Origin of the sequence: Streptomyces sp. NPDC004647, assembly GCF_040609575.1 — a bacterium.
GTDB lineage: Bacteria > Actinomycetota > Actinomycetes > Streptomycetales > Streptomycetaceae > Streptomyces.
Genome location: NZ_JBEXKU010000055.1, coordinates 1 through 21,438, shown reverse-complemented (window position 1 = coordinate 21,438; position 21,438 = coordinate 1). Strand labels below are relative to the sequence as shown.

Annotated in this window: 19 protein-coding genes and 1 pseudogene; 10 read left to right on the top strand and 10 right to left on the bottom strand. The window is 68.4% G+C overall.

The genetic code is table 11. The features are described from left to right. Positions 1-13: 13 nt before the first annotated feature. From ABZW18_RS23275 to ABZW18_RS23260, 4 genes are all read right to left on the bottom strand, one after another. The gene (locus ABZW18_RS23275; protein ID WP_356190420.1) at positions 14-1,318 is read right to left on the bottom strand and encodes a hypothetical protein; all 1,305 of its coding nucleotides are present in this window, start codon (positions 1,316-1,318) and stop codon (positions 14-16) included. Further along, complete coding sequence (locus ABZW18_RS23270; protein WP_356190418.1) at positions 1,315-2,124, bottom strand: ATP-binding cassette domain-containing protein; 810 nt, start codon at positions 2,122-2,124, stop codon at positions 1,315-1,317. The genes ABZW18_RS23275 and ABZW18_RS23270 overlap by 4 nt, the downstream gene beginning before the upstream one ends. Positions 2,125-2,134: 10 nt before the next feature. Further along, the gene (locus ABZW18_RS23265) at positions 2,135-2,557 is read right to left on the bottom strand and encodes a hypothetical protein (RefSeq protein ID WP_356190416.1); all 423 of its coding nucleotides are present in this window, start codon (positions 2,555-2,557) and stop codon (positions 2,135-2,137) included. A 96-nt stretch (positions 2,558-2,653) separates the two neighbouring features. Next, positions 2,654-2,806 carry a hypothetical protein gene (locus ABZW18_RS23260; protein WP_356190413.1) on the bottom strand — a complete coding sequence of 51 codons (153 nt, stop codon included), beginning with the start codon at positions 2,804-2,806 and terminating at the stop codon, positions 2,654-2,656. A gap of 232 nt (positions 2,807-3,038) precedes the next feature. Here ABZW18_RS23260 and lon point away from each other — a divergent pair, with 232 nt between their 5' ends. Then, entirely contained in the window at positions 3,039-5,465 is a 2,427-nt protein-coding gene (gene lon, locus ABZW18_RS23255) for an endopeptidase La (RefSeq protein WP_356190411.1), read from the top strand. 198 nt (positions 5,466-5,663) lie between these two features. On the opposite strand, the gene ABZW18_RS23250 is transcribed toward lon, so the two are convergent. Further along, positions 5,664-5,996 (bottom strand): hypothetical protein, encoded by a 333-nt coding sequence (locus tag ABZW18_RS23250; protein ID WP_356190409.1) that lies wholly within the window; start codon positions 5,994-5,996, stop codon positions 5,664-5,666. Positions 5,997-6,202: 206 nt separating this feature from the next. Beyond that, positions 6,203-7,015: pseudogene (locus ABZW18_RS23245) on the bottom strand (lysozyme); the annotation flags it as partial. A 253-nt stretch (positions 7,016-7,268) separates the two neighbouring features. Between ABZW18_RS23245 and ABZW18_RS23240 the strand changes: the two are divergent. Together ABZW18_RS23240 and ABZW18_RS23235 are read left to right on the top strand one after the other, a co-directional pair. Continuing rightward, positions 7,269-7,754, top strand: a complete 486-nt coding sequence (locus ABZW18_RS23240; RefSeq protein ID WP_356190473.1) for a MarR family transcriptional regulator — start codon at positions 7,269-7,271, stop codon at positions 7,752-7,754. A 243-nt stretch (positions 7,755-7,997) separates the two neighbouring features. Continuing rightward, positions 7,998-8,690, top strand: coding sequence for a methyltransferase domain-containing protein (locus ABZW18_RS23235; RefSeq protein WP_356190407.1), 693 nt, complete (start codon positions 7,998-8,000; stop codon positions 8,688-8,690). 122 nt (positions 8,691-8,812) lie between these two features. On the opposite strand, the gene ABZW18_RS23230 is transcribed toward ABZW18_RS23235, so the two are convergent. From ABZW18_RS23230 to ABZW18_RS23215, 4 genes are all read right to left on the bottom strand, one after another. Further along, the gene (locus ABZW18_RS23230) at positions 8,813-9,703 is read right to left on the bottom strand and encodes an alpha/beta fold hydrolase (protein WP_356190404.1); all 891 of its coding nucleotides are present in this window, start codon (positions 9,701-9,703) and stop codon (positions 8,813-8,815) included. Between the two features lie 141 nt (positions 9,704-9,844). After that, on the bottom strand, positions 9,845-10,165 hold the full coding sequence (locus ABZW18_RS23225) for a DUF397 domain-containing protein (protein ID WP_356190402.1): 321 nt from the start codon (positions 10,163-10,165) through the stop codon (positions 9,845-9,847). Between the two features lie 101 nt (positions 10,166-10,266). After that, positions 10,267-10,974: a helix-turn-helix transcriptional regulator gene (locus ABZW18_RS23220; RefSeq protein WP_356190399.1), complete on the bottom strand. Its 708-nt coding sequence runs from the start codon at positions 10,972-10,974 to the stop codon at positions 10,267-10,269. 532 nt (positions 10,975-11,506) lie between these two features. Continuing rightward, positions 11,507-12,361, bottom strand: a complete 855-nt coding sequence (locus ABZW18_RS23215; protein ID WP_356190397.1) for a hypothetical protein — start codon at positions 12,359-12,361, stop codon at positions 11,507-11,509. Positions 12,362-12,770: 409 nt separating this feature from the next. On the opposite strand from ABZW18_RS23215, the gene ABZW18_RS23210 reads away from it, so the two are divergent. The 7 genes from ABZW18_RS23210 (at position 12,771) to ABZW18_RS23180 (ending at position 20,893) form a co-directional block, all read left to right on the top strand. After that, positions 12,771-16,040 (top strand): nitrate- and nitrite sensing domain-containing protein, encoded by a 3,270-nt coding sequence (locus ABZW18_RS23210; RefSeq protein WP_356190394.1) that lies wholly within the window; start codon positions 12,771-12,773, stop codon positions 16,038-16,040. Beyond that, on the top strand, positions 16,037-16,558 hold the full coding sequence (locus tag ABZW18_RS23205) for a roadblock/LC7 domain-containing protein (protein ID WP_356190391.1): 522 nt from the start codon (positions 16,037-16,039) through the stop codon (positions 16,556-16,558). Before ABZW18_RS23210 ends, ABZW18_RS23205 begins: the two co-directional genes overlap by 4 nt. Further along, positions 16,555-16,956, top strand: coding sequence for a DUF742 domain-containing protein (locus tag ABZW18_RS23200; RefSeq protein ID WP_356190388.1), 402 nt, complete (start codon positions 16,555-16,557; stop codon positions 16,954-16,956). Before ABZW18_RS23205 ends, ABZW18_RS23200 begins: the two co-directional genes overlap by 4 nt. 10 nt (positions 16,957-16,966) lie before the next feature. After that, the gene (locus tag ABZW18_RS23195; protein ID WP_356190470.1) at positions 16,967-17,593 is read left to right on the top strand and encodes an ATP/GTP-binding protein; all 627 of its coding nucleotides are present in this window, start codon (positions 16,967-16,969) and stop codon (positions 17,591-17,593) included. A 66-nt stretch (positions 17,594-17,659) separates the two neighbouring features. Continuing rightward, entirely contained in the window at positions 17,660-18,898 is a 1,239-nt protein-coding gene (locus ABZW18_RS23190) for a styrene monooxygenase/indole monooxygenase family protein (protein ID WP_356190385.1), read from the top strand. A gap of 983 nt (positions 18,899-19,881) precedes the next feature. Then, the gene (locus tag ABZW18_RS23185) at positions 19,882-20,190 is read left to right on the top strand and encodes an HAD hydrolase-like protein (RefSeq protein ID WP_356190382.1); all 309 of its coding nucleotides are present in this window, start codon (positions 19,882-19,884) and stop codon (positions 20,188-20,190) included. 541 nt (positions 20,191-20,731) lie between these two features. Beyond that, positions 20,732-20,893, top strand: a complete 162-nt coding sequence (locus ABZW18_RS23180; RefSeq protein WP_356190380.1) for a hypothetical protein — start codon at positions 20,732-20,734, stop codon at positions 20,891-20,893. Positions 20,894-21,438 lie beyond the last annotated feature (545 nt).

The window sequence follows — 21,438 nt, the reverse complement described above, 5'->3', positions numbered from 1 at the left end:
GTCACTCACTGAGTCACTTGGGGAGCGGGGGGACGGCACGGCAGTCGCGGATGCTGTCGGCCGCCGAGGCGATCCACCGGTCCTGCTCCGGCCGGGACGCAGCTCGGAACTCCTCGACCGCGGCGCCGAACTTCTCGCCCATGTACTCGGACGGTGCTCCGGCCCGGCCGCGGACGACCGCCTCGAAGAAGTAGGTGTCCGGGTAGTCACCGATGGCTTTGAGCAGATGGGGTTCGCACTGTGAAGGAGCTGCGGGGAGGGACGCGGCGAGCATGTCGTCCGTCAGCGCGTCCCGGGTGATGCCCGGTGACATGACGGTGAGTTCGGCCGTGTGGCCACGGCCCCGGGGTACGAGCCCCCGCTCGTAGAAGGTGCGGTTCAGTCCCGGAACGGGGCCCAGTCTGCTGTCGACGGACTTCACGGCATCGCGCAGCTGAGGCATCAGATGGCGCTCTTGGGGCCACAGGCAGGCGGTGGTCCGCCCGGAGGTGGTGCACGTGGGCCGGTCGGGCTGCGGTGCTTCCACGGCCCAGGCCAACTCGACCTTCGGGGCGCGGTGGTCCAGCAGCACGCCGGCCGCGACCGCTGCCGCGAGGACGGCGGGGATCAGGGTGTACGGGCGCGGCCGAACGGCGTGCCGACGCAGCAATGCGGGGAGCGAGAGCAGGACCAGACCGGCTGCCAGGCACCATCCGGCCGCAGTGAGCAGGCGGGAGTCGTTCGGGAGGAAGGACATGTCCCAGTGCTCGTCGATGGCCGGAAAGAGAGAGGACATCCGGGAGCCGGCGTTCCCGGCGAGGGCGACCAGAAGGCCGTACCAGATGATGCCGACGACGGGCGCGACGATACGGGAGGGCGACAGGGATCCGGCGGCGACTCCGGCGGCCGTCTCCAGCCCGATCATCGCGGCCCCGAGAATCAGCGGTGTCCAGACCGGCTCGGTGACCGCGCTGATGCTTGCCGTGCGCTGCAGGGCGATGAACGCCAGGAGCGCGTAGCCGAGCAGAGCCCACAGCCAGGTCGCCAGCCACAGGACGACGGTCTGCGTCCAGACGCTCCTGGCCGCGGTGTCCGTCCAGGCACGGGTCCGGTACCGCTGTGATCGTCCGGCTCCCCAGGCGGCGACGGTGCTCATCAGCGGGCCCATCACCATGACGGCGAAGATCTCTACCTCGATGCTCGCCTGGGTCCACCAACCGATCCAGTCGCTCTCCGCAGGATCGGCACTCAGGAAGTAGGTGCCACCGATCAGGGCCAGCAGACCGGCGACCCACTTCGCTTCGCCACGGCGCATCTCGGTCCACAGGATGCGGATCACAGAGCGGCTCCTTCAGGACCGACCAGATGCAGATATCCGGCTTCGACGGAGCCCCCGCCCACTGACGTATCCGTATCCGTACCGGCAGCCGCGTCGGGCAGACGGCACAGTTCGGACAGACTTCCGGTGAAGCGGACCTGTCCCCCGAGGAGCACCGAGATCCGGTCGCATGTGTGGGCCACGTCCTCGGCCAGATGCGTGCTCATGACGACGGCCGTGCGCTCACCGAGATTCTTGATGAGGGTTCGGAACCCTACGCGTTGAGCCGGGTCGAGGCCCACGGTGGGCTCGTCGAGCAGCACCAGAGCCGGTTGGTTGACCACGGCCTGAGCGATGCCCACCCTGCGGAGCATGCCGCCGGAGAGCTCTCCCATCCGCCGGTCGGCGTACTTCTGCATCTCGACCGACTGCAGTGCTTCGCGGGCCTGGTCGCGACGCTGCCGCGACGGCATTCTCCGGAGCCAGGCGGCGTATTCGACGAACTCCAGCGCGGTGAAGCGCGGATAGAAACCGAACGACTGCGGGAGCACACCGATGCGCTCACGCAGCTTGCGCACCTGGGCGCGGTTCACGGCCTGTTCGCCGAACAGGGTGACCGTGCCGTGCTTGGGCTGCTGCGCCGTGCTCAGGAGCGACAACAAGGTGCTCTTTCCGGCTCCGTTCGGCCCCAGCAGGCCGGTTACGCCGGGGGAAAAGCCGAGGCAAACGCTCTTGAGGGCGACCAGGGATCCGTACTGGACCGTAACGCCCTCGACCGCCGCGACCGGCGCTGAGCCGGTCGCGGCGGGATCGGTGTCGAGAGACACAGTATTCCTGTCAGTTCTGGGCGTTGACGTGACCGTAGGCGCGGCTCCCGGGGATACCGGCCCACGATGCCTTGGTGTAGTACTTGTTGCTTCGGCTGGTGCTCTTGTAGGAGCCGCAGCCGTAACGGGATGAGTAATTCTTCGACACGGATGCGATCTTCGGGTCGGGCGCCCACGACCTGTCGTGGTAGATGTACCCGCTGAAGGTCCGGGAGTCGTTCACCGGTACATCGCCGCAGGCCTTGGCCTTGCCGCTGCTCTTCCCGTTCCAGCGGTCGCCGTCCTCCTTGCTGCCCGAGGTGGCTATGGAGAACGGAATGCGGCTGCCGCTGATTTCGGCGGCCACGGCCTGGACCGTCGGCGCGGCGACGGCCAGTAAGGTCACCGCCCCGATGAATGCACGCTTCCGCTTCGCCGTCATGGTCTTCTGCATATGAATCCCCCTGCAAATAGGCCCAGTTGGTCGCCTCCTAGGCTATTCGGGAACCAGTGGATGTATAGCGAATTATGTTAGCTGTGGCGATGATCACTACGAGTCGGGCGCGGCTGCGTGATGCCCGGCGGGCCCGTCCTCGAGCTCGGCCACCTGCGGGTCGCGCAGGGCGCGCAGGCCGCCGTCGCGGGGCTGTGCGGCCAGGAAGCCGTAGCGGCCCAGGCGGTACGCGGCGGACGGCAGCCCCACGCTGGGCCAGTCATACGATCTTCCGCCGATCCCCTCGGCGGAATCGATCACTGTGGGAAGCGGTCAAGAGCGTCCCATTGCGCCACGGCCGTTCCCTGTTCCCCGGGGCGGATCCGCCCCGGGGATGCGGCCTCCGAGAGTGATCGCTCACAGCGAACGCGTTCCGGGGAACACCCCGGGCACTCCGTGCATTGAGTCATTAGCGCTCAACTTGACTGCCGAAGGGGAGATCATGGCTTCGACGTCCACACCGCTCACCCTGCCTGTGCTGCCGCTCGACGAAGAGGTCGTGCTGCCCGGGATGGTGGTGCCGCTGGACCTGTCCGACACCGATGTACGCGCCGCGGTGGAGGCCGCCCAGGCCGCCGCCCGTTCCGGGGGCGCCTCGCCCTCCGAAGGCCGTGGGGGAGGGAAGCCGCAGGTGCTGCTGGTGCCCCGGGTCGAGGGGACGTACGCCGCCGTCGGCACGCTCGGCGCCGTCGAACAGGTGGGCAGGCTCTCCGACGGCGACCCCGGTGCGCTGATCCGCGGCGTGAGCCGGGTGCGTGTCGGGGCCGGCACCACCGGGCCCGGCGCCGCGCTCTGGATCGAGGGGACCCTGATCGAGGAGGTCACTCCCGACCCTCTGCCGGGTTCGGTCACCGAACTGATGAAGGAGTACAAGGCCCTGGCCACCAGCTGGCTGCGCAAGCGCGGAGCCTGGCAGGTCGTGGACCGGGTGCAGCAGATCGACGATGTGTCCCAGCTCGCCGACAACTCCGGGTACTCGCCGTTCCTCAATGTCCAGCAGCGCGTCCAGCTGCTGGAGACCGCCGACCCGGTGGCCCGTCTCAAGCTCGCCGTCAGCTGGCTCAGCGAGCACCTCGCCGAGCAGGACGTCGCCGAGTCCATCGCCAAGGACGTCCAGGAGGGCGTCGACAAGCAGCAGCGCGAATTCCTGCTCCGGCGTCAGCTCGAGGCGGTCCGCAAGGAGCTGTCCGACCTGAGTGACGACCCCGGGGACGAGTCCGACGACTACCGCGCCCGGGTCGAGGCCGCCGACCTGCCGGAGAAGGTCCGCGAAGCCGCCCTCAAGGAGGTCGACAAGCTCGAGCGGTCCTCCGACCAGAGCCCCGAGGGCAGCTGGATCCGCACCTGGCTGGACACCGTCCTGGAGCTGCCGTGGAACGAGCGCACCGAGGACGCGTACGACATTCCCGGCGCGAAGGACGTCCTCGACGCCGATCACGCCGGTCTGGACGACGTGAAGGAGCGCATCACCGAGTACCTCGCGGTGCGCAAGCGCCGCGCGGACCGCGGCCTCGGCGTCGTCGGCGGCCGCCGTGGCGGTGCGGTGCTCGCGCTCGTCGGCCCGCCGGGCGTCGGAAAGACCTCGCTCGGCGAGAGCGTCGCCCGCGCCATGGGACGGAAGTTCGTCCGCGTCGCGCTCGGCGGCGTCCGGGACGAGGCCGAGATCCGCGGCCACCGGCGTACGTACGTCGGCGCGCTGCCCGGCCGCATCGTCCGGGCCGTCAAGGAGGCCGGGTCGATGAACCCGGTGGTCCTGCTCGACGAGATCGACAAGGTGGGCTCCGACTTCCGCGGCGACCCGGCCGCGGCCCTGCTCGAAGTCCTCGACCCGGCGCAGAACCACACCTTCCGGGACCACTACCTGGAGGTGGAGCTGGACCTGTCCGACGTGGTCTTCCTCGCCACGGCCAACGTCCTGGAGGCGATCCCGGAGGCGCTGCTGGACCGGATGGAACTGGTCCGGCTGGACGGATACACCGAGGACGAGAAGGTCACCATCGCCCGCGACCACCTGCTCGCACGCCAGTTGGAGCGGGCCGGTCTCGAGCCCGGAGAGGTCGTGCTGGAGGACGGCGCGCTGCGCAGGCTCGCCGGGGAGTACACCCGCGAGGCGGGCGTACGGAATCTGGAGCGGGCCGTCGCCCGGCTGCTCCGCAAGATCGCGGCGAAGCACGAGCTCGGCGATCAGGAACTGCCGGTGACCATCGGTCCTGACGGCCTGCGCGCGCTGATCGGACAGCCGCACCACGTGCCGGAGTCCGCCCAGGACCCGGAGGAGCGGCGGACCGCCGTGCCGGGTGTCGCCACCGGACTCGCGGTCACCGGCGCGGGCGGCGACGTCCTCTATATAGAGGCATCGCTCGCCGACCCGGAGACCGGCGGCAGCGGGCTGCAGCTCACCGGCCAGCTCGGTGATGTGATGAAGGAGTCGGCGCAGATCGCGCTCTCCTATCTGCGCAGCCGCGGCGCGGAGCTGGAACTCCCCGTCGCCGACCTGAAGGAGCGCGGCGTCCACCTGCACGTTCCGGCCGGGGCCGTCCCCAAGGACGGCCCGAGCGCGGGCATCACCATGACGGCCGCGCTGGCGTCGCTGCTCTCCGGCCGCCGGGTCCGTACGGATGTGGCGATGACCGGCGAGGTGTCGCTGACCGGGCGGGTCCTGCCGATCGGGGGCGTCAAACAGAAGCTGCTGGCGGCGCAGCGCGCCGGGATCACCACGGTGGTGATCCCCAAGAGGAATGAGCCGGATCTGGACGACGTGCCGACCGCCGTACGCGACGAGTTGACCGTGCACCTGGTCTCCGACGTGCGTCAGGTGCTGGAACTGGCGCTGGAATCGGACGTCGCCGCGATGCCCGCGGCCGCCTGACGCGGCCCGGGCGGTCCGACCGCGGCACAGCGGTGACGCGGACGCGAACGCAGCCCCCGGCCCGTCGGCCGGGGGCTGCATCCGTCCCGCACGCCATGTCCCGCAGCTCACGCCATGTCCCGCAGCCACGGAAGGGCCGAACGCGATGGTCCCCGCCACCCTCGCGGAGCGGCCCCTGCGTCAGAGGCTGCGCATACGTCAGAGGCCGCGAAGCCTGGCTGCCAGCTTATGCCCGATCAGCAGGTAGAGACCGGCGGGTATCCCGTAGTTGAGCAGCACCCGCAGCCAGTCCGTCTCCATGGTGAACAGATCCTGGGACCAGCCCGCGAGCCAGTTCGCCGCATCCTGCACAAAACTCACCAGACCATTCGCCTGGTTCGCCTCGAGCACGTACATCAGGATCCACAGGATGAGGATGCCCGCCGCGATGTCCGCGATGGTGTGGATCGTCAGGGCTGCCCGGTCTGCGCCCCTGGGGGACCGGGTTACTCCGCCGCTGGGACTCGCAGCTGGTTCATTGACATGGCTCATGCCCCCCTTATGTGCCTCACTGGGTTGGCTGAAACCTAACTCAGGGAAGCAGTCTTCGGATCTACTCAAGTACCTGTTCAGAAGGGTTTGGACGGTTCAGCGGGAGGGGGGCAAGGGGTGCAATTTGCGCCATGGCATGACGACGGCCTCCCCGGAGCACCCGGGGTGGTCCGGGGAGGCCGCCGGTGCGGGACGGTGGCCGGACAGCCGCGGGCCGGCGCCTGGAGCCGGTCGTACGCCCCGTTGAACTTGTTGTGGTCACCGACGATCGGTCCGGTCGAGGTGTACTGCCAGAACCTGTGGGTGTCCCAGCCGGCTGGCAGCGTGCCGGGCGTGGTGTTGTAGCGGGCGACCCACAGGGGGTTGGCCGAGCCGAAACCGCCGTTGTTCCCGGTGCACTGCGTCCACCAGTCGGTGGTCGTGTAGATCACCGCGTCGCGGCCGGTCCGCGCCTTGTAGGTGCTGGTGAAGTCCCGGATCCAGTTGACCATCGCGGACCGGCTGAGGCCGTAGCAGGTGGCCCCGTACGGGTTGTACTCGATGTCGAGCACGCCCGGCAGGTCTTGCCGTCGCCCGACCAGCCGCCGCCGTGGTCGACGAAGTAGTTCGCCTGGTTGGCGCCGCCGGAGTCGCTGGGCGTCGCGAAGTGGTACGCGCCGCGGATCATGCCGATCTTGTACGAGCCGTTGTACTGCTGGGCGACGTAGGGATTGCGGTAGTAGTTTCCTTCGCTGGCCTTGACATAGGCGAAGCGCACGCCGCTGCTCCAGAGGGCGGACCAATTGACCTTGCCCTGATGGCTGCTGACGTCGACGCCTTCGACGGTGGCGGAGGCGGTGGGGGCCGGAACGGCGCCGGGAATGCCCGGTTCGTGAAACTGGACGGTGGAACCCATCCAGTTGAGCTCCGGGTGGCGGTCGGGGTGGTCGGGGTGGTCGGTCGCGGCTGCGGTGGACGCCGTACCGGGCAGGGCGATCACGAGGGGGCAGGGCGAGGAGAAACCATCCGCGCACGGACATGGCGTGCCTCCGGTGACCTCGAGGGGAGCACGTCTTTGGATGTGGACATGCCACACGCCGACGCTACGCGCGTGGAAAGGTGGGATGAAGGGGCGCAGTCTGCTGCCGTTGGTCTAATCCTGCGAAATACTGGACGAGCTGCGGAGACCATCGCCGCTGAAAGAAAAGTTCCCCGCCGAGGAAACCCGGAGAGGTCGCCGACGTGCACAACAGCAGGGCCAACGGAGCCGAGAGCGCCGCGAGCGCCGAGCCGCTGAACGGCGCTGACCACGCCTTTCTCGCGCTTGAACGGGAGTTGGCCGTCTTCCTCCGCCGCGCCCGCGCCTCCTCGGGCGAGATGGCACGCGAGGTGCATCCGGATCTGGAGCCGGCGGCGTACGGGCTGCTGGTACGGCTGGAGGACGCCGGACAGCAGCGCGCCACCGACCTCGCCGCCTACTTCGGCGTCGGCAAGGCGACCATGAGTCGCCAGCTGCGCGCCCTGGAGGAGCTGGGTCTGGTCACCCGCGAGCCGGACCCCGCCGACGGCCGGGCCTCACTGGTCGATCTCACGGAGGTCGGCCGGACCCGGTTCTCCGCGGTACGGAGCGCGCGCCGGCAGCGTTACGTACGCAAGCTGGAGGGCTGGAACCGAGCGGAGATCGCCGAACTCGCCCGGCTGCTCAACCGGTTCAACCGCCTGGGCGAGGCGGACGAGCAGGACGAGAACGGCTCGCGGCGTCCGGGCGGTCCTGCCTGAACCGCCCCGGCTCGAGCGGGGATCCGGCACGGGAGCTTCGTCATGCAGAAACGAGGAGCGGTCCGGACGTCCGCCGCTGAGCATGAGAGCCGCGAATTCCCGCCGAGGTCGGCCGCCACCCGATCGATGGAGGAGATCAGCGGGGCTACCATCCCGGCTGAATTCACCGCATAGCATCACTCTCGATCGCCGAGTGTCCGCACGACTGCACCACTCCAGCAGACGTGACCGAGAGGAACACACATGCACCAGTCTGCCTACGATCAGATGGAACTCTGTGTCCAGGAGTACATGCCGACAGGCCGGCGGCTGAAGCTCGTGGATCTGGGATCGCGCGTGTCCGACAGGCAGAGTGTCACGCACAGAGACATGCTCGGTGAGCACGACATCGACTATGTGGGCGTCGATGTGCGCAACGGGCCGAACGTGGATGCGGTCATGACCAAGCCGTACCGGATTCCGGTGAAGTCCAACAGTGCCGACTTCGTGCTCTCCGGCCAGGCATTCGAACACATCCCGTTCTTCTGGGCCACGATGATGGAGATCGCACGGGTGCTCAAGCCCAGGGGAATGGCCTTTGTCACGGCGCCCTCGCGCGGCCATCCGCACGATGCGCAGGACTGCTGGCGGTACTACCCGGACGGGTTCCGTGCCATGGCCGCGTACTCAGGACTCGCACTGCGCGAGGCCTACACCGATTTCCCGCCCATGAAGGGAATCCGGCATGACTACACGGCCATTGACGCCAAGCATGCCTATTGGGGCGACTCCGTCGGGGTTTTCCAGAAGCCCCGCCGCTACCCGCGAGCGCCGATGTTCCTCGTACGCGAGCTGACGGTCTGGTGGGCCAACCGCGTCGGAGGTGTCGAGGGCACGCCCCTGCCCAAGCCGATCGAAGGACGCCCGCTGTGCGGCCGTCCCGCGGAGCTGCCGTAGCCGGGCGAGGACCCGGATCCGTAGCCGGGCGAGGAGACCCGGATCCGGAGCCGGCGCGGCGTACGGGCTGCTGGTACGGCTGGAGGATGCCGGACAGCAGCGGGCCACCCGGACCTCGCGGCCTACTTCGATGTCCTGGTCTCCGCACTCCTGATGAACTCCGGCACCCGCGCGTTGACAACATCCGCGGGCAGCGTGTGCCCTGCGCCCGGAACGATCTCCGCCTGGGCCGCGGGCATGAAGTCCTGGGCACGGGCCAGCGCCTTCCGTGCGTCGTGGACCGTGCTGCGCTCCCCGAGGAGAACGAGCGTGGGCGTGCTGACCGAACGCAGCTCCTCGTTCCCCACTTCCTGCGGCGGCATCAGCGCACTCCGGTAGGACCGCACGCCCGCCAGCAGCAGATCGAGCCTACGCTGTGCGGACTCGTCCTCCTCGTCCACTCCGCCCATCAAAGAGGCGAAGTACCGGCGCCGGAACCGGTCGGAGCCGCTCACCATCGTGAGGATCGCGCCGAGCAGGAAACCCGGCTTGAAAGGCGCCAGCGCGCGGACCGGGTCGAGCAGGCTGATCGAGGCGAGGCGGCCGGGGGAGTGCACGGCCTGGTTCAGCGCGATCCAGCCGCCCTGCGAAGCACCGACGAGGTGGGCCTCCCGCAGACCCAGTCCCTCGAGAACCTCGTCGAGCCAGGCCGCCATGGACCGCGGCTCCAGGATCGGAGCCGTCTGCTCGCTGCGCCCGGGTCCGCCGATGATGTCCACACCCAGTACGCGGTGGTGCTTCCCGAACGTCGCTACGTTGGCCGCCCACACGGCGGGGCTGCCCCCGCGGCCGGGCAGCAGCACTATGGGTCTGCCGTCGCCCGAGCCGTATCCGAAGACGCGGGTGGAACCGAACCGTGTTGTCACATCGCGTTCGCTGTGGGGGCGGGGCCACAGCTGCATCGCCCGGTCATAGGTCTCCAGGAAGCGTGATCGCGCCGCTTCACTGGTGAAGGAACCCACCTTGCTGCCCATGTCGCGACTCCTGCTCTTCACGATGGGAACGCGGGCCTGCTGCCAACTGACGTTTCCCGTATGCGAATTCTTGCAGGAGCTTCGGCGCGGACTCCAGGCAGGTGGCACGGCCTGAGCGCGGCCGTGCGGTCAGCCATTGGCTCAACAGTTTCCGGAAGCGACCGTTCGGTGCGAGGCAAAGTCGAGGAAGCTGGACCAGGCGTCGGGGGTGAAGGACAGGCTGGGACCGGTCGCGTCCTTGGAGTCACGCACATGGACGGTGTCGGGGCAGGTGGCGACCTCGATGCACTCGCCCTCGTTGCCGCTGTGGCTGGACTTGTGCCAAGGGGCTGAGACCTCGACGCAGTCCCCGCCTTCGCTCCCGCTGTAGCTGGACTTGCGCCACTCGACGGCGACCTCGATGCACTCGCCACCCTCGTTGCCGCTGTAGCTGCTCTTGAACCACGTCAGCTCGCTGCTCATAGTTCTCCTGCCAACTTCTCGATCAGCTCGGCTGATTCCCTGGTGGTGAGGGCCTGAGTTCGGATCATGCCATAGCGCGCCACGAGGGCGCTGACCTTCTTTCAGTCGGATACGAGCAAGCTGCCGCCCTGGCCTTCGACATAGGCGAGCGTGCGTGGCTCAGGAGTTTCCACGACAGTCAGTTGACCTTCGAGCCCCGGGTGTTCCTCGCAGGCGGTCGGCAGGACTTGGAAGGAGACATGGCGTAGTTGTACGCCCTCCAGCAACCGACCGAGTTGCCGCTTCTGCACCGAACGCCCACCGATGGGCCGTTCCAGGACAACTTGGTCAATAACAAAGTTGAGCATTGGCAATGGATCGCGAACGAGCACAGCCTGCCGGTCCATGCGAGCGCTGACACGGCGGGCGATCTCCTCATCAGAGAGGGACGGGACCCGAGCGCCGATTACGGCTTGTGCATACTCCTCGATTTGAAGCAGTCCGGGGATGGCATGTGGTGCGTAGAAGTAGAGACTCAGTGCCTCCGCCTCCAGCTTCGCGAAGTCGCGGAAGAACTCCGGGTACCGCGCTTCCTCCAGCGCCGGGATGGCCGCCGTCAAGATGCCCCGCGCCCCAAGGACTTCATCGGCCTTCTCAACCAGCTCCTTCTTGGCGATGCGCCGCGCCAGTTCCACGGCCTTGACCGTCTCCTCGGAGTACCCGACCTGCCCCGCCAGGTCCGCCCGGCTCATCTCTGCCAGCTCGCGAAACATCTTCAGCTGATTGCCGAAGACCCGCACGCCGGTCGATGCGGATGCATTGCTCCCCACGGCTTCCCTCCCCGTGCCCAAAGACGCCCGTGTACGCGCCCGTTCGCGCCGCGTACAGCAACTCTCTGTCCTTGCGTCATCACTGGTCAGGCTAGCCGCGGGCCGTGATCGTTGGCGTCATGAACCGAGAAACACCACCCGGATCTCCCTCCTCCGAATCGCCACTCGCCGTCGGCCGCCGCGCCGCTGAGGAGTTGGCCGACGCGCTGACCCGGGCGGACTGCAAACTTCCCTCCCGGTCATGGGCCAGCCGTACGTCAACCTCGGGGGCGCGTCCGCCGCCGAGGTGTTCCGGCTCGCCGCGTGGATCCGGGAGCGGGCGTGAACCCTCCCAACCAGCCTCATCTGATGACGATGCGGGTGTATCGCCTCGCGCCGACCGGCGAGCGGACCCCGCTCCGGGACGTCACCGTCCGCGCCGACGATCCGTGTCACCTGCTGTCCGGCCCGGGGACGTACCCGCCCTGCCAGTGCCCCCGCCACAGGAAGCAGCAGCGATGAGTCCGTACGAGAGCACCCGGCCGCACCGCGTTCACAACTCGACGAGTACCGCCGCCGCGTCGTCTCGGCCCTTGCCGCGCGGGAATGTCGTACATGCCGGATCGGACGCCTCCGCTGCCCGAACCCGGCGGACCAGTGCCCGTGTCCCCTCCTTATGGAGCAGTGCCACGCACTCGGTCCAGTTCCCCTCCCCGAAGACCTCGACCCAGCGCGCCGCGCCGTCCGTCAGCGCCGCGATCGCCCGTACGTCCGCCCGGTTCGAGGTCCCCGTGACGGCCCGGCGGGCCACATCCGGGTCGGCGGCCGCCGTGAAGAAGGCACCTTCGACGCCCGCTGCGTTGCGCAGGGCCTCGACCGCGCGTCCGTACTCCGCGCCCGCCGCTGCCCGTTCCGCCGAGCCACGCCTCATCGCGCGTACCGCATCGCGCAGGGCCAACACGCCCTCCGGCAGCTCGCCGAGGCGTTCGTCCAGCACCGGCGTGACCGCGCCGTCCGTCCCCTCGATGAGCAACACCGAGTCGGAAAGCACCAGATGTTCCACGATCGACCCGTTCCAGCGTGCTGCGACGACCGTCGCCTGCGGAGTACGTACGTGAGAAAGGTCACAGGTTGAACTGTGGGCCTCGGCGGTACGGCCGATGGCCGCTGTTAGACAGTCCGTCAGTGTCATATCCCATCGCGAACCGGACAGTTCGAGCATCGCTCCGCCCAGCCGCGCGGTGAACCACGGCACTCCGTGAACACAACCGACGTCGCCCGGCGGAGGCGTCACCCCGTCGAGCAATACGAGCGCGCCACCGTGTCCCGATGCTGGTAGGGCTACCGAAACGTAGTCCTCATTGGGGCGTTCGGGGTCTCCGGGCTCGGTCGTCAGGTCGATGCGCATGCGGTCAGTCTGCCGGAATGAGGGTGATCTCGGTGGTAAGCCTCTGACCTGCGGGGTAACAGTCGGCAACAGTGTCCCGGCTGCCGGAATTCCGCCGGAATTCCCGGCTCCGAAATGCTGCGGGCGGGCATCCTGCCAGGCCCCCGGAAGGTTTTCCAACCGGCTCTCCGGAAACGCTGGCGATGGTGCAAACTCGGAGTTGTTCGCCAACTCCGGAGTGATGTTCACTCGTTCAGGTGGCCAGGCAGGCGATGGGCGCCCTGCCCATACCGGTGCTGGAATGGTCGATTTCGTACCGAGGGGTGGGGCCGACCGCTCGTCGGCGCTCCGCGAGGCGCGGCTGGGCACGAGTGAACTGTTGTCACCTCGGCCATGGGCAGACGAGAACAGATTGCGAGCATCCGTGCAGATGATGCGGCCTCGGGGCAACAAGCGTGGGGCGACGGCAACTGCGGGAGCGGCCTCGGCCGGTACTCCCCCGGAGCAGCGCACCACGCAGGTCCGTAACCGCCTGGTAGCTGCCGTAGCCGTCGTGGGCGTCGCGGTGCTTGCGGCAGGCGCGCCCGGAATCGCCACCGGCTCGCGCGACCTCTCGGAGTCCCAGCGGCTGGTGTCGCTGTCCGAGTTGAACGGCCAGGCCGTCGGCCTCGCCCACTCGCTCGCCGACGAGCGCGACACGATGACCGAGTTCGTCGCCGCGGGCCGTACCACCGCATCCGGCGCCGCCGGGGTCTCCGAGAGCCGGCGCGCCCGCGTCGACCGGCAGGTGTCGGAGATCCGTGCCGAGGCCCCCGCGGGGCTGAAGCGCGCGCTGGCCGAACTGCCGAAGATGCGCCAGGAGGCGCTGTCCGGCCGCGGCAGGGCGGCGGACACCTTCCAGTCGTACACCGAGGCGGTCCGGACGCTGCACGCCGTCTCCGCCGACCTCGGCCGCAGGATTCCCCCGCGCGCCTCCGGCGGCCCCGCCGAAGGGCTGCCCTTCCTCGGACGCGCCGTCGAACAGGCCTCCGCCACCCGCGCGCTGGCCCTCGGCGCGCTCTCCGCCGGTGGCAGCCAGCCGCAACTCATCGCCGCCGCCCAGCGCAGCCGCGTACAGGAGCAGGCGGCGCTCGCCGACTTCGACCAGACGGCCCCCGAGGCCCATGTCGACCGGTACAGCAACACGGTCAACGGCACCGAGATCAGCACCGCCGAGCGCTACCTCACCCGGCTCACCGACCAGCCCCAGCTGTCCTCTTCGGACACGCGGCTGGACCGGGACCGGGTCGAGGCGTCGCTGTCCAGCCGGATCGACCGGATGAGAGCCGTCGAATCGGCCCTCACCACTACCGAGACCAAACGCCTCGCCGCGCTGCGTGACAACGACGTCACCGCGCTGGAGCTGGGGATAGCCCTGGTCGGTTTCTGCCTGCTGCTCGCCATCGGCATCAGCATGTCGGCCGCCCGGTCGATGACCCGGCCGCTGGCCGTGCTGCGGCTCGGCGCACAGCGGCTCGCGGCGGACCCGGTCGAGGAGGAGCCGGTCAGGTTCACCGGTCGCAACGACGAGTTCGCGGACGCCGTACGGGCCATCAACGAACTCCGGGAGACGGCGGTACGGCTGCACGGGCGCGCCGGACAGCTCGGCGACGACCGGACCCGGCTGGTGGGAGAGCGGAAGCGGCTCGCGGACGAGCGGACGGAGCTGCTGGCCGTACAGAAGGACCTGAACGAACGCCTCACCGGACTCCAGGACCGCGTGCACGGCAGCTACGTCAACCTCGCGCTGCGCACCCTCACCCTCGTCGAGCGGCAGCTCGGTGTCATCGAGGGGCTGGAGGACCGCGAGGAGGACCCGGAGCGCCTCGACACACTCTTCAAGCTCGACCACCTCGCCACCCGGATGCGGCGGCACAGCGAGAACCTGCTGGTTCTGGCGGGTGCCGAGCACAGTGGCGGGCACGCCGGGCCGGTGCCGCTGCTGGACGTGCTGCGCGCCTCGATCAGTGAGATCGAGCGCTACGAGCGGGTGCAGATCCATTCCCTGCCGCCGCACGCGCAGGTCGCGGGCTTCGCGGCGGACGCGGTCAGCCACCTGGTGGCCGAACTGCTGGAGAACGCCACGGCGTTCTCGCCCCCGGACGTGGAGGTGCAGCTGTCCGGCTGGCTGCTGGAGAGCGGCGAGGTCATGCTCTCCGTGCTGGACGAGGGCATCGGCATGACGACCGAACGTCTGGAGCAGCTGAACGCCCGCCTCGCCGATCCGCGCCCGCAGGACGGTCACGTCCCGGGCGAGGACGATGCGCTGGGCCTCGGCCTGTACGTGGTGGCCCGGCTCGCGGCACGGCACGGTGTCCGGGTGCAGGTGCGCGAACAGAAGCAGGGCGGGGTGGCGGCCGTGGTCGTCCTCCCGAAGTCGATTCTGCCCGCGCGTCCGGCGCCGTCGGGCTCGGGTGTGCGCCGGTCCTCCGGTGGCGCCCCGGCGGTGAGCCTTCCCGGCTCGGTGGCGGAGGCCAACTCCAACGCGCTCCCGCGTCGCAGCCCGGCTCCGATCGATTCCCAGTTGTCTCCGGGGCGTGAACCGCAGCCGACCCCGCCGGGTGCCGGTGAGGCGCCCGCGGCCGAGCCCGCGCAGGACACGGCCCCCACCGACGCGGCTCTTATCGACTCTGCCCCCACCGACGCGGGGCCCGACCCGCTGGTGGAGGCGGCCGAACGCGCCGTCGCCGCGGCCGAGTCCGATCAGGTACCGGAACCGGAACCGTGGAACGGCGGCACCGGTGGCACCGGCGACACCGCGGCTTCCGAGGACCCGTACGCGACGACGGAGTTCGCGGCAGCCGGGCCGTACGTGACGACGGAGTTCGCGGCAGCCGGCCCGTACGCCGCGGCAGAGCCCACGGCACCCGGGCTGCTCCCGGAGGAGTCCCCGGAGGAGCTCCCGGGGTCGGGCGAGCCGGGCACCGGGCCCGTTCCGGCGGACGGTTTCACCGAAACTCCCGAGTCTGCCGGCGGGCACGGCCCGCAGCCCGACCCGGAGCCCGCGTTCGACGGCTTCGCGCCGGCGGCCGGTCCCGGCAGTGAGCCGGGCGGGCAGGTCTTCCCGCCCCGCGACGGCGACAAGCGCCAGGTGAGCCAGGACGAGGACCCGCTCGCGGTGCCGGGGCGGCCCGCCCGGCCCGCCGCGGAGAGCCCGTATGCCATCGGTCCGGAGCAGCACACCCGTTCCGAGGACGGCAGCACGGTCGGCAAGAGCACCGACCAGCCGACGCACCCGATCCGCGTGCCACGGCAGGGCGGTGTCACACCTGCCGTCACCGCGGACCTCGCGGAGCCGGCCCGGACGGATCCCGCGCGAACGGAGCCGGCAACGGAGCCCGCGCACGCGGAGCCCGCGCCGGACGGCGAACAGACGCCGGACGGCGGCCCCGCACAGGCCAATGCGCCCAAGTGGGAGCGCATCACGGACAAGGGCCTGCCCAAGCGGACGCCGAAGGCAACCGCACCGGCGGAACCAAGGCACGAGCGGAGCAAGTCCGTCGACGCGGACGCGCTGCGGCGCAAGCTCGGTGGCTTCCAGCAGGGAGCCCTGAACGGCCGTCGCGACGCGGAGGCCGAGGCCGAAGTCGCAGAATCAGCCGGAGATCACCACACGGGGGCGCTGGACGAGGGTGGCACAGTCGAGGAGGCACGCGGTTGAACGCGCATACCAAGCCCAGCCCGGACCCGCACGGTGCGACAACGTACGGGCTGAGCAACGAGGCCCGTAATCTGCACTGGCTGCTGGCCAATCTGGTCAACGAGGTGCCAGGCGTCCACTCGGTGGCCGTCGTCTCCTCCGACGGCCTGCTGCTGCTCTCCTCGGACCCGGGGCAGGCGGCGGCCGCACAGGGAGGGGAGGACAGCGGAATCCAGGCGGGGCCCAAGGGTTCGAGCGCGGATCTCGCCACCATCGTCTCCGGCCTCGGCGCCCTCACCACCGGCGCCGCCAAGCTGATGGCCGCGGGCAACGTCAAACAGACGATGGTCGCCATGGAGGAAGGCAGCCTCTTCGTCATGTCCATCAGCGACGGATCGCTCCTCGGCGTGCACGCCAGTCCGGATTGCGACATGAGCGTCATCGCGTACCACATGGCTCTGTTCGTAGGCCGCGCCGGCCACGTCCTCACCCCCGAACTCCGCAGTGAATTGCGCAAGTCCATGGAGAAGGACCAGTGACCTCCTCGCCCAAACTGCCGGTGCGCGGCTCGGAGCACAAACCCGCGCGCGTACGCCCGTACTCGCTCACCGGCGGCCGCACCCGCTTCGGACATGTGCTGCTCGTCGAGACGTTCGTGGCCGCGCTCGACGCACCCGAGGAGCGGGCCGAACTGACCTCCGGCGGGTGGGCGTCCCGGGTGATGCCCGAAATGCAGATGATCGTCGAGCTGTGCCGCCGCATGCGCTCGGTCGCGGAGATATCCGCGCTGCTGAAAATGCCGCTGGGTGTGGTCCGTGTGCTGCTCAGCGACTTGGCCGACCAGGGAAAGATTCGCGTCTACGGCACCGGGCACGGCACCGGCCAGCCCGACCGCGCGCTGCTCGAAAGGGTGCTGAGTGGACTTCGCAGGCTCTGACGCCAACACGATGACCGCGGAGGCGGGCACACACGAGCCCTCCGCGGCGGCTGACGAGGCGGTGCAGAGCTGGCAGACGGACCGTTCCCGCGCACCGATAGCCACCAAAATAGTCGTGGCCGGCGGCTTCGGGGTGGGCAAGACGACCTTCGTCGCGTCGGTCTCGGAGATCACGCCCCTCACCACCGAGGCGATGATGACCCGGGCGGCCGAGGAATTCGACGACATCGAGGCCACCCCGGACAAGACCACGACCACGGTCGCCATGGACTTCGGCCGGATCACCCTCGACGCCGACCTCGTGCTCTACCTCTTCGGTACGCCCGGCCAGCAGCGCTTCTGGTTCATGTGGGACGACCTGGTGCGCGGTGCGATCGGTGCCATCGTGATGGCCGACACCCGCAGGCTGGACGACTGCTTCCCGGCGCTCGACTACTTCGAGAGCTGCGGGCTTCCCTACGTCGTCGCGGTCAACCACTTCGAGGGGACCCACGCGTACGCGGTCGAGGACGTCCGCGACGCGCTGTCCGTACCGTCGAAGGTCCCCGTCGTGATCATGGATGCGCGCAAGCGGATCACGGTCGTCGAGTCGCTGCTGGCCCTGGTGAGCCATGCCCTTGACGTCACCCCTGAGTGACGTACCCTCGGCCCCGCCGCTTCGGAACTCACAGTTCCCCTTGATGTTTTGAGAGAGAGCACTGTCATGCGGAAGATACTCGTCGTGGGGGCCGGGCAGGCCGGCCTTCAACTCGCCCTCGGCCTGCAGTCGCAGGGCTACGAGGTCACCCTGATGTCGAACCGCACGGCCGACGAGATCCGCGCCGGGCGGGTCATGTCCACCCAGTGCATGTTCCACACGGCGCTCCAGCACGAACGAGATCTGCAGATCAACTTCTGGGAGAGCCAGGCCCCGCGCATCGAGGGCCTCGGTGTCTCCGTCTCGGGCCCGGAGTCCCAGAGGGTCATCGACTGGGTGGGCAAGCTCGACGGCTACGCGCAGTCCGTCGACCAGCGGGTGAAGATGGCCGGCTGGATGGAGACCTTCGCCCAGCGTGGCGGGCAGCTGGTCATCCATGGCGCGGCGGTCTCCGACCTGGACTTCTTCGCGCGGAAGTACGACCTGGTGATGGTGTCGGCCGGCAAGGGCGAGCTGGTGTCGATGTTCGGCCGTGACGCCTCCCGGTCGCCGTACGACGCCCCGCAGCGCGCGCTCGCCGTGGCGTATGTCCACGGGCTGGGCCCGCGCCCCGAGCACCCGGACTACGACGCGGTTCGCTGCAACCTGGTGCCGGGCGTCGGCGAGCTGTTCGTCATGCCGTGCTTCACCACCTCCGGCCGCGCCGACATCCTGTTCTGGGAGGGCATTCCGGGCGGGCCGCTCGATGTCTTCCAGGGGGTCAAGGACCCGAACGAGCATCTGGCGCTGACCCTGGAGCTGATGGAGCGGTACACACCCTGGGAGTACGCGCGCGCCACCAAGGTCGAGCTGACGGACGGGAACGGCACGCTGGCCGGGCGGTACGCCCCGACGGTCCGTCACCCCGTCGGGCAGCTCCCGAGCGGCGGGCTCGTCCTGGGCGTCGCGGATGTGGTCGTCGCCAACGACCCGATCACCGGCCAGGGCTCGAACTCCGCCTCCAAGTGCGCGGCCGCGTACCTGTCGAGCATCGTCGAGCACGGTGACAAGCCGTTCGACGAGGAGTGGATGCAGGAGACCTTCGACCGCTACTGGGCCACGGCTCAGCACGTCACCAAGTGGACGAACGCGATGCTGGGCCCGCCGCCCGAGCACGTGCTGAACCTCATCGGTGCCGGCGGTCAGCTCCAGCCGGTCGCGGACCGCTTCGCCAACGGCTTCAACGACCCGGCGGACTTCGAGAACTTCTTCTATGAGCCGGAGAAGACCGAGGCGTACCTGGCCTCAGTCACTCCGGCCGTGTAGTCGCCTGACCTGCGAAGTAGCGGTTGGCATTGGTCAACGTTGGTGGTTGTGGGCCGTCCTCGGACGGCCCACAGACGGCCCGAAGGGAGACCTCAGCCAGCGAGCGGCACCGGGTGCGCCTATGAGATGTCGGACAAGACCTTGGGCTTGTCGAGAACCATTTCGCGCTGCACCTTGCAGGGGTCTGCGTCTGCACCGTTGTTGCTGGCAAGTCCCCGTGAGTCCCCGCCTGTTATGGCACGGTTCTGCGGTAGCGGTGAGGCAGCCGGCCCTTGTCGCACCCGGGGCCGCGGCCTTTACCGTCCGGCCTGGTGTTCACTGCGCCTGGCGTCACTCAACGGCCGCTGGGGACTGCTCTCAACTTCTACGTTGGGTTGCGCAGTACCTCACCCGCGGTAGCAACGAATGAGTTGTATGCCGGCTCAGTCTCATAATCCCGGTACCGCGCCTCATGTGTCGCAATGTCGGCTGCCGAAGTCTCAACGGCGTGAGCCCATTCCTTCATCAGGTAAAGGGCACCCATGACCCTCAAAATGAGTTCACCCACTGCGTCACATAGCTCAGGTGGACCCCACAGGTCCAGTTGACGGCTCACGGGCGGCATGGCCACATGCAGGCTATCTATCGCCTGATTTTGTTCGGCAGTGAGCAGCTCCCCCCGCCAAAGTGCGCTCCTTGCGCCTGCCAACGCCTCAAGCGTTCCAGCGTATTGCTCCATGAGCTGTGAGCAAGCCTGCCGCCGGTGCTCCCGTGCCCAGTGGCGGTGCTCGATCTCAGCCTGGTCCTGTGTCTGCTTCAGAAGAGCCGCAGAGGTCTTCTCCGCGCCGATTCGTGCGCCACGCACTGCGGCCAGACCTCCAGTCGCAGCCCCACCAAGCGCGCCGACCATGCCAGCTACACCAGCAACAACCCCTGCGATCCCCGCATCCATTCGTTCATAGTGGATCACCGTGGCGGCGCCCAAGTGACTTTCTGACAAAAGGATGCCCCCCCGATCCCCGCAACCGCGGGGGGCTGCCCAGCTCAATCCACGACCCGTGCCTTCGTCCCCGCCTATAGCCGCCGCCGACCTCTGCGGCGCCGCCCTCGCTGTTGGCGGGTGGATGGTGGGGGACAACGTCGAGACTGACATCGCGGGTGGCCGCTCTGCGGGGCTACGGACGGCATGGATCGCGGCCGGACGGCAGTGGCCGGCACACGTCCGCAGCCCCGACTTGATGGCGGAGGATGTCTCAGCCGCCATCAGCTCGCTCATGGAATGGGGCAGGCACAGGGCGGTTTCAAAGTCCTGATGCTCATGAATCTGTGGAGGTCACGGCCGTGCGACGGTGTATCGGTGAGCCGCCACGCACGCAACGAAGCTCCAGTTGAAGGGGTGACCTTGCCAAGTCGCCCTGCCCAACCGGAGCTTCGAGCAAGGTCATTGCATGCGCGGAGTGCCCGCTGGTAGCGTTCTTGGTGCATTGACCAAGCAATTTCAGTAAGTTGGGGGAACGGCTTCGTGAGCATGCGCAACAAGGGGATATCTGTCGTGATCGCCTGCGCCTTAACCGGGGTAGTGGGCAACACGGCATATGCGGCTTCAGCGCATGACGAGGGGAATGCAGTAGCCGCGCGGTCAGCAGCGGATCACCAGGTTCTCGGCGCGGATGAGATCTGTGCCGTCCTGGGGATCGGTAGTGGTGCGGCAGGCCTTACCAAGGCGCTGGCCAAGGGGCATCGTGGGTAGGAATCGGCGCCAGCATTGGGTGCTACGCGTACACGAAGGCGAAGCAACAGACGCCTGCGCAGAAGCGAGCAGCCATGATCAGGTCGTACAAGAATTACCAGGCAATGAGTGCCATCAAGAAGCTTGATGCACTCGGCTATTACTGCCGGAAGCAAAGCGGCGGCGGCGGTGGCGGAACTGATGTCGCCCCGATTAACACGATGGCAGGGTGGCGGACCATCAAGATGAAGGGCGTCAAATACTCATGCACCGCCAACAGGGACTGATGGGGCGCCGTGGCCCGGGATATGGAGAGCGATTTCTGTTCTCCATGGCGCTGGTCGTAGTGAGCTTGCTGTGGATCACACAGGAAATGGCTCAATGGGCGACTGTGTTGTGTGGCGCTGGTGCAGTTGGCGGAGCACTGGGAATGCTCTACTTTGGTCGGCGCCACATGCGATCACGCGGAAATTCGCAGTGAGGTTTTCTCGCTAGCCGAATCGGCGCACACAAGGGCCACCCGCACCTTCCGGTGGGGCGGCCCTTGCCCTTGGAAGACCAGTCGTAGGGTGAATTTCGCACGCGACGAAACAGGAGGCTGGGGGCAGGGCTGTTGCAAACTCTCTTGATCTTGGATCGGCGCTGATCAGGTGACGCCGAGGAGGTCCAGCGACAGACGCTGGCAGACTTTGAAACCACCCTGGGGGCAGGCATGCCGAGCCTTATTCCTTTGGTGCCTCGTGAAGCTGTGCGAGCGCCTCACCCAAAACGATTGGCTGATCTCTGGAGTTCGCCCACCGTTCCATGACCGAGGCTGAGGCTTCCGCAAGTT